Source organism: Fictibacillus marinisediminis (assembly GCF_023149135.1).
Taxonomy (GTDB): Bacteria; Bacillota; Bacilli; order Bacillales; family Fictibacillaceae; genus Fictibacillus_C; species Fictibacillus_C marinisediminis.
This window is the reverse complement of record NZ_JAIWJX010000002.1, coordinates 644,455-657,871: the sequence shown is the minus strand read 5'-3', so window position 1 is coordinate 657,871 and position 13,417 is coordinate 644,455. Positions and strand designations below refer to the sequence as shown.

Annotated in this window: 11 protein-coding genes; 3 read left to right on the top strand and 8 right to left on the bottom strand. The window is 42.9% G+C overall.

Annotation, left to right across the window (positions count from 1 at the left end; all coding sequences use genetic code 11):
* Positions 1-209: 209 nt before the first annotated feature.
* From LCY76_RS03625 to LCY76_RS03610, 4 genes are all read right to left on the bottom strand, one after another.
* On the bottom strand, positions 210-2,657 hold the full coding sequence (locus LCY76_RS03625) for an immune inhibitor A domain-containing protein (protein ID WP_486599188.1): 2,448 nt from the start codon (positions 2,655-2,657) through the stop codon (positions 210-212).
* 150 nt (positions 2,658-2,807) lie between these two features.
* Complete coding sequence (locus LCY76_RS03620) at positions 2,808-5,207, bottom strand: immune inhibitor A domain-containing protein (protein ID WP_248251503.1); 2,400 nt, start codon at positions 5,205-5,207, stop codon at positions 2,808-2,810.
* 235 nt (positions 5,208-5,442) lie between these two features.
* The gene (locus LCY76_RS03615) at positions 5,443-6,366 is read right to left on the bottom strand and encodes a hypothetical protein (RefSeq protein WP_248251502.1); all 924 of its coding nucleotides are present in this window, start codon (positions 6,364-6,366) and stop codon (positions 5,443-5,445) included.
* 41 nt (positions 6,367-6,407) lie between these two features.
* Positions 6,408-7,268, bottom strand: a complete 861-nt coding sequence (locus LCY76_RS03610) for a hypothetical protein (RefSeq protein WP_248251501.1) — start codon at positions 7,266-7,268, stop codon at positions 6,408-6,410.
* Between the two features lie 160 nt (positions 7,269-7,428).
* Here LCY76_RS03610 and LCY76_RS03605 point away from each other — a divergent pair, with 160 nt between their 5' ends.
* Positions 7,429-7,737 (top strand): Mpo1-like protein, encoded by a 309-nt coding sequence (locus LCY76_RS03605; RefSeq protein WP_248251500.1) that lies wholly within the window; start codon positions 7,429-7,431, stop codon positions 7,735-7,737.
* A gap of 21 nt (positions 7,738-7,758) precedes the next feature.
* Here LCY76_RS03605 and abc-f (LCY76_RS03600) read toward each other — a convergent pair whose 3' ends face one another.
* A complete protein-coding gene (gene abc-f / locus LCY76_RS03600; protein WP_248254575.1) occupies positions 7,759-9,657 on the bottom strand; it encodes a ribosomal protection-like ABC-F family protein in 1,899 nt (632 codons plus the stop codon).
* A gap of 204 nt (positions 9,658-9,861) precedes the next feature.
* Between abc-f (LCY76_RS03600) and LCY76_RS03595 the strand changes: the two genes are divergently transcribed.
* On the top strand, positions 9,862-10,101 hold the full coding sequence (locus LCY76_RS03595) for a hypothetical protein (protein WP_248251499.1): 240 nt from the start codon (positions 9,862-9,864) through the stop codon (positions 10,099-10,101).
* A gap of 68 nt (positions 10,102-10,169) precedes the next feature.
* Here LCY76_RS03595 and LCY76_RS03590 read toward each other — a convergent pair whose 3' ends face one another.
* Positions 10,170-10,949, bottom strand: a complete 780-nt coding sequence (locus LCY76_RS03590; RefSeq protein WP_248251498.1) for a TIGR00266 family protein — start codon at positions 10,947-10,949, stop codon at positions 10,170-10,172.
* Positions 10,950-11,114: 165 nt separating this feature from the next.
* Positions 11,115-11,282, bottom strand: a complete 168-nt coding sequence (locus tag LCY76_RS03585) for a hypothetical protein (RefSeq protein ID WP_248251497.1) — start codon at positions 11,280-11,282, stop codon at positions 11,115-11,117.
* Positions 11,283-11,397: 115 nt separating this feature from the next.
* Here LCY76_RS03585 and LCY76_RS03580 point away from each other — a divergent pair, with 115 nt between their 5' ends.
* Positions 11,398-11,586: a hypothetical protein gene (locus LCY76_RS03580; RefSeq protein WP_248251496.1), complete on the top strand. Its 189-nt coding sequence runs from the start codon at positions 11,398-11,400 to the stop codon at positions 11,584-11,586.
* A gap of 27 nt (positions 11,587-11,613) precedes the next feature.
* Here LCY76_RS03580 and abc-f (LCY76_RS03575) read toward each other — a convergent pair whose 3' ends face one another.
* A complete protein-coding gene (gene abc-f, locus LCY76_RS03575) occupies positions 11,614-13,251 on the bottom strand; it encodes a ribosomal protection-like ABC-F family protein (protein WP_248251495.1) in 1,638 nt (545 codons plus the stop codon).
* Positions 13,252-13,417: the final 166 nt, after the last annotated feature.

The following is a 13,417-nucleotide window of genomic DNA, read 5'->3' as shown; positions in this document are numbered from 1 at the left end:
AATGTCCTGATTCCCGGAGGGCTGTAATATGAAATTAACAACAGTAATGGCGTATTCCGTAACAATACTCATATAACATACCTCCTTAAAGACTATTTAATAATCTAACTATAGTATAAGTATGCAGGATTTGTAAATAGGTTATTCAAAAATTCAAAAAATAAACCTGAATGGCTGAAGCCATTCAGGTTTTATTCATGTTAACGTAATTATCTGTGACGGATCCAGACCGCACCAGCAGAGTTGTCCTTCGCTTCGCCAATCACTTGGAACTGCAGTCCTAGATTAGGAACCTTGCGTCCTGCGTCATCGATGACACCGTCTTCTTCGCTGCCATTATAATCAGTCATATCGATGTATTGTTTAGAGTCATCGAATGATGTTACTCCATTAGAACCTTTGTAGTCAAAGATTCCTCTGGATGGAGAGTTGATGTACCAAGCCGGAGCTTTATCAAACGAGAATGCAGCATCTGCTACTTGGTAACGTGTAGAATCCTCAACTGAAGGCTTGCCATTCAACGTACCGACAATTGCTTTCGGATGAGAGTCTACTACTCCAAGGAAGCCTTCACCTGGATGCGGTCCAGTCCAGTTATCAGAGAAGCTGTCATCCGCATACCATACGAGCATACCAGTGTTGTATTTTACTCCGCGCGCAAATTGAAGGGCCTTATCTGCACCAGCGTAGTTTCTCCATTCGATGTAGTAGTTGTTTTTCTTAAAGTCGATTCCATCAGAAGTCTTAGCACCACCAGAGAATGTTAATTTTGGAGTTCCTTCAGCATCATCGGATAGTACAACATTTCCATCCACAGTTACAGATAAGTTATCCATTGCAAAGCCGTTCATCGCAAGACCACCATCTGTAACATACTCAAATTGAACTTTTACTTTTTGGCCTTTATAAGCAGAAAGGTCATAAGATTTGTCTATCCATTGGTCCTTAGTTGTATCTGCGCCTTTGTCTTCATCTACAACCTCATCACCAAATGTATCAATCGTTTCGGTAGTTCCGTCAGCTTTCACTACTTTAACATATAGGTAGTCATAATCTGCTTCAATTTCATAAAGTGTTTTAAAGTCGATTTTTGCATTTGATGCATTAGTCAAATCAATCTCCGGTGTGGTCATCGTAGTATGCAGGTCATCACCTTTTGTACTGTAAAAGTATTTCTCACCGAAAGCTGGCTTAATGCCTTGAACCTTTTTATCCGGCAGATTTACTTTAACAATACCCGGGTTGTTCGATTTGGTTACAGACTGGTCAACTTTTGTGAGAAGACCAATTTTATTGATTTTGCTGTAATCTACTTCCTGTACGTTCGCCCAATTCCCGCCAATTGTGTTTTGGAAGAAATCTTTGTTTTGCGGTGAAAAGCTTGTTGGCGTTGTTCCCGCAATATTACCGTTCCAGCTTCCGCCGCTCATGATGGACCAGGAAGCAACCGGTTCACCGTCACCTGTATATTGAGTGTCATACTCATCCGGCAGACCTAGATCATGTCCGAATTCGTGGGCAAATACACCAACTGCCCCATCTTCAGGTTCAACTGTGTAGTCGAAAGCAGCCATTTGTCCGCCCCAATAAGGTACAGTTGCAGTTGTTCCTGGAACTTTGTAAGGTGCATTTCCAATCGTCCAGCGGTGGGACCAGATCGCATTGTCTCCAAGCTTTCCGCCGCCTGCTTCCTGTCCACTGCCTGCATGGATAACCATCAAGTGGTCAACTAATCCGTCTGGCTCATTAATATTTCCATCGCCATCAAGATCATAAATATCCAAATTATCATAGTCAGCAAGGTTAATTCCGCTTGCCGCTGCTGCATTTAAAGAATCCTTAATAAAATCACGAGGCCCTAGTGGTGCCTGGTTATCGTTACCGCCTTTTGGAGAATCATCTCCATAATCAGCTGCTTTACCAGGGACAGTCAACCACGGTGAAACTGTTCCTTCAACTGTATAGCTTCCTCCGGATTGCTCTTCGTAATATTGCTTAAAGGTTTCTACCTTTGAGCCATCAAACAACTCAAAAGGCTTGTCCCCGAACAGCATATCTTGGTAATGCTGCTGGTTGAAATCCTTGGAATACATATAGCCAGGTTCCTGGTCGATGTTATTATGTTTAAAATCAGAATACTCGGCCAAAAGGACAAGCACCTTATCTTTGCGGACAGGGCCATCATATTTTTTTCCTTTTGCAGGGTCTACTTTTACGAACCCATTCGGAAGACCTTTTTGCATTTTGGATTGGCTTTTATTTAATTTTTTTGATAGCTTCTGTTTCTGTTTATAAAGGAAATCTTTTGCTTTAAGGTCAAAATTTTTCTTGCTTGATGCTGAGGAAGCATTTACTTGAACTCCGCCCACTTTTTCATTTTTTCGTGCTATGTACTTTTGAACGGCTTTGGCAGTATCAACTTTTGAAGCATTCTTTGAGATAATCCCTCGGTCTTTCAAAGCTTTGGCAAGCCTGTCCTGATCCACCACGTTCAAATCGATTGGTGCAAACTGCGTCGATTTTCCTTTTTCCGGCTGTGCATTGCTAGCAAATGCTGCAGGTGACATTAGACTCAATGAAAGCCCTGTGATCAAGAGCGATGAGCCTAATTTCTTAGACCAATTTCCCAATGTAACCCCTCCTGTTTTGAACAGCATGAATTTTCTGTAATCTTTCTTTCTAAAGGTACCATATTACTTAGGTAAAGAGGATGTACTATATTACTAAAATGGCAAATTTTTCTCATATTTTAATAGGTAAAAAGAACTATAAAGCTCTTCTATTAGAAAATAGAAGAGCTTTATAGTTTACTTATAGATTACAATTGCTCCTACTGAATCATCAGAAGCTTCCCCGTTCACACGAACCTTCAGACCATAGTTGTCTGTATTGCGGCCCGCATCCGGCATAAATGGGTTTTTGAAGGAGTTGCTGTCGTCAAACAGTGATACGGCTGATTGACTTGGAGCTGTCAGTGTTTGAACACCTGGATAATCAAGATTCAGACCGGATGTTTTATCCAATCCAAATGCTGCATCCGCAATATGGAATCGTGTGCTTGCCTCTGCGCCCGTATTCCATTTCAAATCATTGATGTGAGAATCTACCACTCCTAGGAAACCATCTCCAGGATGAACACCTGTCCAGTTGTCAGTATACGTCGGATCCACATACCATACGACTAGACCGCCATCATAGCTCATCAAGGATTTTCCACGTGCAATGTGGCCAAGACCTTTATCCACACCTTGATGGTTTCTCCATTCAAGCAAGTAGTAGTGATCGCTGTACTTGTTGCCGTCTGACTTTTCAAAGCCTTTTAGCGTAAATGCAGAAGGGTCTTTTTCTGCTCCATCATCTACCAGGGTTGTTCCGTCAGCTACGACTTTAATGTTATCGGCGAAGAATCCGGCCTGGCTTGTCCCCCAGTCAGTAGCAGAACGAAGGCGAAGCTGAATTTTTTGTCCTTTGTAAGCAGACAGATCAAATGATTGTGCTTGCCAGCCGTTTGAGTTTCCTGTAAATCCAGGCATAGAGTCAAGAATAGTAGGGTAGCCTTCAGGAACCACGTCAGAACGAGTATGGCTGTTTCCAAGGGATTTCCATGTAGCACCGTTGTCTGTTGACACTTGAACAAAAGCAAAGTCCCATTGTTCTTCCATGTCATACCATGCATCAAAAGTAAGAGTAGCAGATTGCTTGCCCGTAAGATCTACGTTCGTAACCATAGAGTTGTCCATCTCATCTGCTTGTCCGCCCCAGTATTGATAAGAGCCAGCTGCTGGGGTGTTAATTGGCGTCTTTTTCTTCGGCAAATTCACCTGAATCGCTTGGTGGTTATCACCATTTGGTGTATTGGCTTGATCTAAAAGGAACTGGGCGCCTTTCGTTGAAACATCTTTCCAGTCCACAATGGTTGGAGTTGTCCAGTTTCCGCCGAGCGTGGATTGGAAATAAGACTTCGCCCAAGGTGAGAATCCAGTCGGTTCTGCACCAGGTACCTTACCTGCCCACGATCCGCTTGCCATGATGGACCAGTATCCAATTGCTTCACCTGTGCCGGAGTAAACCGTATCATATTCATCCGGAAGACCAAGATCATGACCGTATTCATGGGCGAAAACGCCTGTCGCCCCATCTTCTGGCATCATTGTGTAATCATAGAATCCTGGAAGACCTTTTCCAAGTCCATCAGGATCATAGAAAACAGCAGATCTGTGCGACCAAATCGCATTGTTGCCAAGAGATCCTCCACCGGCTTCCTGCCCCATTCCGGCATGGATAATCTGTAAGTGGTCTACTAGACCATCCGCCTCCCAGTAGTTGCCGTCTCCATCCAAATCATGCGGATCTTCAAGATCGTAATCCCCAAGCGGTACACCCGCGGCCTTTGCAGCATCTAATGTATCTTTTACAAGCTGCTTGGATCCTCCTGGGCTAACATTATCGTGGCCGCCGGAAGCTCTATCAGCTCCATAGAAGGCAGCGGTTCCTGGAACCTTCAGCCATCCGTACGCTTTACCATTCACAGTATATGTACCTCCGGACTGCTCTTCATAGAATTGCTTTTGAGATACAAAGTTTTCACCGTTAGGCCCTTCAACTCCGTTTTCACCGAAAATCATATCTTCATAATGCTGCAGGTTATAGTCTTTGTAGTAGTTATCCGTCTCATTTGGCTTAATCGTATTATGTGGGGTGTCTGCGAATTCAACCGTCAGCGTCAGTAGCTTTCCTTCTTTAACTACCTTATCTGGTCCATGATCATTTACTGGATCCGGCTGTTTCTTATATTGCCCTTTCTTTTTGCCGTTCCCATGAAGGAGACCGTTCGTGAACCCTTTGAACTCACGCTGTTTTTCAGCAGCGGCTGCTTTTACTTTTGGAGCAAGCGGATCCTTTTCTTTCACAGTATCCTGCTTTCCTTTTAGCTCAAGGTAAGCATGAAGCGCTTTTTGTTTTTCCTTTTCAGAAGCATCTTTGGAGATGACTCCTTCTCTAATGAGCAAATCTATTAATTTATCATCGTTCACAATAGCCAGATCTAGTGCGGAATGACTATTGCCGTAATGATTTGCAACCGTTTTCTGCATCGCCGTTTTCGCTTTTGCGTCTAAAGACCCTGTAAACACCGATGTGGAAACTAAACCTAACGATAGCCCAGTAATCGCCAATGATGCTCCCAATCTCTTACTCCACTTTCCCAAATGTACCCCTCCTGATAGAATATAATGAAAATTTTGTTATTTCTTGCTATCTAAAAGTATCACATCCCCAGTATTTTGAAATGCTACTAATTTACTATTATTAGAATATTTTTACTAGTTTGAAAATACATTTGTGCATATAGAGGGGACTCCAGCCTCATAGGCTAGAGTCCACAGGCTTCTTATGCCGTATTTTTGAAAAGAAAAAGCCAGGGGATTATCCCCTGGCTGCTGCTTACTCGTCTGAAGAATCTTGATCTTCAGTAGAGCGAACAGTTGGCAGAATTACATTCTTGTTCACATCTTCTGAATCATGATCTTCATCTTCATTGTTTTGATCATGATCATAATCTTGATCATAGTCTTGATCTTCGTCTTCTTGCTGATTAGCTGCAGGCGCTACAGTATCATCAGATTTTTCGGCTTTTTCGCTTTCCTTTTCAGATGTACACTGTTTTTCTTCGTCTTCAACTTTCACAGCGTCTTCCTTCTCTGTTTCTTCCTCTCTCACTGCATCTTCGTCTTCATCTTTTACTGGCTCTGTAACCTTTTGATCTTCATCTTTGACTTCTTTTTCGTCTTCAAGATCTTCTGGAACGGTTACAACCATCTCTGTATCCGCTTCTTCTTGATCTTTGAGATCTTCTTGTTTCACTGGTTCAGACGGTTTCACTGCTGGCACAGCAGCATGTACTGCTGAGTTAGGGGCTGCATTTTTTTTCGCATTCTCACTTGCATGATAGGCTTGAGAATGAGCTTTATTTTCAGAAGAAGGATTTGTTTTTTCTTTCTTTTCTTTCTTTTCTTTCTTTACTTTTACTTCTTTTACAGGCTTCACTTTTTTTACCTTTACTTTTTCTGCTTTTACTTCTTTTTCTTCGGACTTGTGCACGATTGGCTTTTTCACTTTTTCTTCATGTTTAACCCCGTGGACTGCAGAGTGTTTGTTTGCTTTTTCTTTTGCTTTCTCACTCGCTTTTTGCGGTGCTTGAGGTGTTGCTGCATGAGTTTTAACGTGAGTTGTCACATGTGTTTTTACTTCTTTTTCACTGTGATGGCCTGGTGCTGCCGAAGTTGCTTCTCCTCCAGCTAATGCTGCAATAGAAAGTGTTCCTGCAAATACGAAAGATTTAATTAACATACCGTTCATTTTTTTCATGATTGTTTGCTCCTTCAATTCTTTTTTATTTTTTGATTGATTTATTTATAAAAGATTTGAAAGAGCATTTTGGGCGGCTGAGATGGAGGAGCATTCACCCATTGGCTTTTAAGAAAATCCCTGTTTGACGCACCCAGCAGCTTTGCTGAAGAGCCAGTCATTCGATCACTGTCCATTATGTATGCTTTAAAAGTAAAAAGAGTGGATGATTGTCCTCCGCTGTCCCCGTTGCTGCCAGAGTGGCCGGAAGAAGGCGAAGCACCCGGTAAAATCAACTTAGAAGATGGGTTTACAGGAATCTTCTTTGATAACGGTTTCAAAGGGCTGCTCGGCACTTTCTCCAGATGATTCCTGGGTTCTTTATGTTCGGCAGCCTTTGTTGCTTGACGGCTTTCCTTTTTTATAGAAGAAACAGGAGGGACTTCCTTTTGTACTTCAATCTTTTCTTTGCCAGACGGTCTCGTAACAGCAGGTTTCATGTCTTTCTTTTTTTGCTGTATGGGTTTGACCGGTTGAACAGCCTTCTTGAAATCCCCTTTATTTCGTTCCGGCTGACGGCCGGCTGCAGGAGTTGGAGGAAGTGTTTTGGTTTTTTGAGGAGCTTTTTCCGCCTTTACAGGACGGTGAGCGGCCCTCTTATTAACCTTTTCCTTATGATTCCGTATTGGTTTTGCAGGAGTCGTCTTTTCTTTCTGATGAGGAATGTTTTTAACCGTTTTACTGCTGTTCTTCGTTTGTTGATCTTTTTCCTCTGCCGCTCGATTTACCTTTTGCACCTTTTCCAGCTTTTGCTGAGGCTGCTGTAAGGAATGTTGATTTTCTTTCGCCGCTGATACTTGCTGCGGAAGGAAGAGAAGAGCCGCGGCAGCTGCTCCTGCGATAAAATAGCTTATTCTTTTCATCGTTTCACCCCCCTTCCTTTGTCTATATAAAAGATACTGTCGATATGTGCGTTTTATGTCGGTAACTTGAAAAAATAGTCGAATATTCCTATAAATGACTTCATTAGAAGGAATGGGAAGCCAGTAACAAGAATAGAACTTAGAAAAGGAGGGATGAAAGATGGCTGCAAAATCTTTCGTTGAAAAGTATAAAGAAGATCATCAGCATCCCATGAATAAACTTACACACACCATCGGTATACCAATGATCGTTGTTTCGCTTCCACTTTTTTTCTGGATGTGGAAAACAGCGCTCGCTTTATTTATCCTCGGCTGGGTGCTTCAATTTATCGGACACCTCTTTGAGGGCAAAAAACCCTCTTTTCTCAGCAACCCTGTCTATCTTCTTGTCGGGCCGGTCTGGTACGTTAAAAATATTCTTACAGGAAAAGCCTTTAAAAAAGAGCAAACAGAAAAACCGCACCTGTAAAAGGAGCGGTTTTTCTCATACTTATTTATTTCGTTCGATTTCTTCTACAATCTCTGAAAGCTCTTCCCACCGGTTCATCGCTTCTTCCAGCTTATCCGCAACTTCCTGCTGCTCACGGAACAAACCATCAATCTTGCCGAAATCGCTTCCTGCTGAAGCAATCTGAGATTCGATTTCTTCGTGTTTCTCTTCTAATTCAGCAATGACGTTCTCGATGGTCTCCCATTCTTTTTGTTCTTTATAGGAGAGCCGGCGTGCTTTTTCTTTTTTCGGTTTAACTTCTGCTGGAGTCTCTGTTTTTACAGTGGAGGCCATTTCGTCCTCTTGTCTCTTCTGTTCGAGATAAGCTGAATAATCTCCATCAAATCGTCTGACTTCCCCGTTGCCCTCAAGCGCAAAAAGATGTTCCATCGTACGGTCAAGGAAATAACGGTCATGTGATACAGTGACAACAGCTCCAGGGAAGTGCTCCAGATAATCCTCTAATACGGATAATGTTTCAATATCCAGGTCATTCGTCGGCTCATCCAGAAACAGAACATTCGGTTCACCCATTAGAACACGCAGCAAATAGAGGCGCCTTCTTTCCCCTCCCGACAATCGGGAGATGTATGTCCACTGGGCGCTCGGCGGAAAAAGGAAACGTTCGAGCATCTGCGAAGCGGTAATCGAATGCCCGTCCTTCGTATAAATGACGTCCGCTGCTTCACGAATATACTCAATCACTCTTAAGTTCTCATCCATTTCTTCATGGTTTTGCGTATAGAATCCCAGTTTAACCGTGGGGCCGGTTTCAACTTGGCCCGAATCCGGAAGAATCTTGCCGGCCAGGATGTTCAACAGTGTTGTTTTCCCGCTACCGTTCTTACCGATGATTCCAAGCCTGTCATCAGGCATCATAAGATAGCTGAAATCAGTAAAGAGAGTTTTCTCTCCGAACGATTTAGAGATTCCTTCAATCTCCATGACTTTTTTGCCAAGCCTGGCTGAGCCTATAGCCATTTCCATCTGGCCCTTCTGTGCAGGGCCCGAATGCTCCTGAAGAGTTTCCGCACGTTGAATTCTTGCTTTTTGTTTCGTCGTCCTTGCTTTCGCTCCTCTTCTCAGCCAAGCCAGCTCACGGCGAAGCAGGTTCTGCCTTTTCTGTTCCGAGGAAGCTTCCCGCTCCTCTCGCTCTGCTTTTTTCTCCAGAAACATTTCATAGTTTCCTTCATAGCTGTAAAGGTTTCCTTCATCGAGCTCGATCATGCGGTTCGTTACCCGGTTCAAAAAGTAGCGGTCATGTGTCACCATCAGCAGAGCGCCACGATATTTGGCAAGGAAATCCTCCAGCCACTCTACCGTTTCATTATCAATATGGTTGGTCGGCTCATCCAAAATCAGCAGATCGGCAGGCTGAATGAGCGCCCGTGCAATGGCTATCCGTTTTTGCTGGCCACCTGAAAGGGTGCTCACCTGTTGCTCCAAAGAGGCAATTCCAAGCCTGTTGAGGACCGTTTTTGCTGTTGTATTCGTGTCCCATGCATCCATTGCATCCATCTTCTGCTGAAGAGAAAACAGCTGCTTTTGGAATTTTTCGTTTTGCGGTTCGCTTTCCAGCTTTTTAATCGCCGTTTCATATTCCCTAAGCAGCTGCATTAACGGAGAACTTCCATAAAAAACAGCTTCAAGTACCGTTACTCCGTCTTCAAAGACCGGAGACTGCGGCAGGTATTCGATATGAAATTCATTGGCGTGAACAATTCCTCCCGTATCTCCTGTTTCCATTCCCGCAATTATTTTAAGAAGAGTTGATTTCCCTGTTCCGTTGACTCCAATGATACCGATTCTTTGTTTTTCGCTGACCGTAAAGGATATCTCATTAAAAAGGGTTTTGTCCCCATAGCTTTTTGATATATTTTCAACCGATAGTATACTCATTTTCACTCATACCTCATATCATTAGTTATCTCTTCCTATTGTAACAAAGATCACCGGCTGGAAGAACGATAGTGAGCTTGAAGCCTCTTTTTTATGGGCTTTGATTAAAATTCAAAGGAAAAAATTTCTAAAATGTGGTTTAATGAGAAGGAATTACGGCAATTTATCTATTGTCCCAATATGGAGAAAGGAGGGGAATTTGTTATGGATATGATGCAGTCCAATGATCCATTCGATGCACTCGGCGTATTTTTCGGTTTGTTTGGTGTTCTTTATGTTTTAGTGGCATTATTCATGGTTGTATTAACAATTGTTTTTATCTTTAAAGCTATGGGCTTTATGAAACGGAAAAATGAGGCGGACCGCCTTACCAATGAAAAGCTTGAACGCCTGATTCACCTTCAATCAAAAAGGGAAATTGATCCTTATATGGTTCAGGACTAATACATAGGGTACAGCATAAAGAAGGGATTGCGCGTTTTAGCGCAACCCCTTCTTCATTTCCAGTAGGATCAATCACCATCAAAAATATTAAAGAGACCTTTGGCGAGGCTTCCTTCATCTTTGGACTGAGGAATCGCAGCGAATACCCTGCTTGCGAGTCTGCTGAACGGCAAGGACTGAATCCACACTTTTCCGGGACCTCTTAAGGTAGCAAAGAATAACCCTTCACCGCCGAATAGAGCTGTTTTAACACCCTTTACCATCTCGATGCTGTAGTCCACGTCCTGTGTCATTGCAACGAGACAGCCCGTATCCACTCGCAGCACTTCTCCAGGCTGAAGCGTTTTTTCATGAATGGTTCCGCCGGCGTGAACGAAAGCCATACCGTCCCCTTCAAGCTTCTGCATGATGAATCCTTCACCGCCAAAGAACCCTGTTCCAAGTTTTCGCTGGAGTTCAATTCCTACCGAGACACCTTTTGCGGCAGCCAAAAAAGCATCCTTCTGGCAAATGATCTTACCGCCGTGTTCACTCAAATCCATCGGAATGATTTTACCTGGATAAGGTGAAGCAAAGGAAACATGTTTTTTGCCTGAAGCATCGTTCGTAAAGGTTGTCATAAACAGGCTTTCCCCTGTCAGCATCCTTTTTCCGGCATTAAACAGCTTGCCCATCAATCCGGAACCTTGGCTTGATCCGTCTCCAAATATGGTTTCCATGCTGATCCCGTCTTCCATCATCATCAAGGCACCTGCCTCAGCGACTACTGTTTCACTTGGATCAAGCTCCACCTCAACAAACTGCATGTCATCTCCATGGATTTTATAATCGATCTCATGATTGTTCATTTCTTTCCCTCCTAAAGTATGTAAAAGTACCTACCTTTTCTACGAGTGATTCGCTGATAAGTTTCACTATAAGAATACGTCATTCTCTGGCTATTTTCCTGTATTTAAAAAAACTTCCGAACTTGCTATCGGAAGTTTCAAAGTATGCCGCTATATGAAAAACCCTTACTGCACTCCCTTTTTTGCCAATCCGGAACGCAAGGTATGACGTATAAACCACAAATTAATCAGTTCTACTTTTTTATTGTACTCTTTTATGTTCAAAGCGCCTTTCAGGTGTCTTTTCCGAATAATAAAAAAGTACTTCTCGACAACCTGGCTGTAATCTGCCATGTGATGCTCCTCCTCAAAGTTACAAAGATAATCTCTAATACCCTTTATTGTTTTTTTCTAAGCTCATTTTCCGCAATTTTGGGCAAGATATTGAAAAAGGAGGGATCATGTCGTTATGTCAGAAAAAGAAACAGATTATGAAGGCCGAAAAGAGCTTTACCTTGATATCGACCGGATGATTAACGAAGGCATGGCCGGCGGTTCTGTCGCTCATGAATACGACTTAAAACAGATCAGCTATTCAACAGAAATCGGAGGACAAGAAGAGCCTCCAATCCGACAGGATGAAAAAGAAAAGGATTAAAAACCAAACAGAGAAAAGCAGGGTCATCTAGGATCCCTGCTTTTTCTTGCATATCAGCTCGTTGTAGCGTGCTTCAAGAGCCTCTTTTTGGTCTCCTTTCCTCGGCATGGATAACCGCCCTATGATATCGGCAAGCTCGAGCTCAAGAGCCAATCGTTCCCCCTGATTGATCGATGGGGCATTTTCCGGCGTAATGGCTCTCTGCTGAAAGGCGTCATAATTTCCTTCAGAAAACAAAGCACTTTTATTTTGAAATACAAGGACATGATCTGCCAATGCATTCATCAACTGCCGGTCATGTGTGGCAAACACGATCGTTCCGGGGTATTCTTGTAAAACCGATTCAAGCGCTTCTCTTGTAAAAATGTCCAGGTAGTTTGTCGGCTCATCAAGCAAAAGAAGATTATAATCTCCAAGGAAAACCTTCGTAAGCGCCGTTTTTACCTTTTCTCCACCGCTCAGCACACTCACTTTCTTGTGAACATCTTCTCTTTTAAATAAAAGCCGTGCAAGTATGGTCCGAATAAACTCTTCAGTATACGGGCTGTTTTCAGAAATGTTCTCCAAGATGGAAAGCTCTTCATTCAATATATTTAGCTGCTGATTGAAATAACCAATCTTTAGAGCCTTTGATAAGGTTACTGCCGGGTGGTCCGTCTTAATCATGCTGATCAGTGTTGATTTTCCACAGCCGTTGTGGCCTGCAAGAGCGATTCTGCTGCCAGGTTTCACAGTAAATGAAATGCCGGCAAACAATAACTGATCTTCTATATTTTTTTCAGCGTCCTTTACCTGAATTGCTAGCTTGGCATGCACAGGGGTAAATTGCTGGATATCAAACTGGACGGCATCCATCTCACGCGGCTTTTCCTTTTTGTCCAATTGTTCTACCCGTTTTTCCATTGCTTTGACATTCTTCATCATCGCAGCTTGCTTGCTTTTAACTCGCCCCCTCCCGAGATTGGCTTCTTTATAGCTCATCCGGCTAGGCTTTTTCTTCATACTTTTTACTTTCTGTGTCTTTTCCCGGGCAGCCTCAAGGAGTCTCTGCTTCTCTTTCGTGTATTCCTCGTACTCGAAGTATTGGCGGGTTCGTTCATGCTCTTTTTGTTCCCGGTACGCTGAGTAGTTTCCTGAATAGAATGTGGGAACTGTATTTTCAATCTCTAAAATCTTCGTACAGATTTCATCGAGAAACGTCCGGTCATGCGAGATTAGCACAACGCCTCCATCAAAATTCTTCAGTTCGGTCTCCAGCTGCTGAATCCCCTGCAGATCAAGATGGCTTGTAGGCTCATCCAGAAATAAAAGGTCCGGCCTCTGCTCCAGGGCAGAGGCGATTTTCAAGCGGGTTTTCTCACCCCCGCTCATAGTAGGCAGTGCTTTGTCCCTGATTCCCCAGGTTCTTTGCAAAGCTTCCGACGGCTTTTCTACCAGCTCATCTCCAAATTGCAATACAGAAGAAATTCTTCCGAAGACATGAACACTGCCTGTATCTGCGGCTTCTTCTTTTGCTAAAATGTTCATCAGCGTTGATTTTCCGGCTCCGTTCAATCCAACGATGCCAATCCTGTCCCCTCTGTTGATTTTCAGCGGCTCCAAAAGTTTTATAATCAATCGATCACGATATGATTTTTCAATATTTGCGGCTTCTAATAAAAGCATAAAAAAACCTCCCTGTTTAGATCAGAGAGGAAAAAATTCGCACATAAATAACGATACCTGTCCCGTAAAACCGGGAATCACGTAAAAAAAACAGGTATGAAAAATGGGCAAACTAATCCTATCCGAAGTTTAGATTCAAAAATGAATATAAAGTTCAATTAAAATA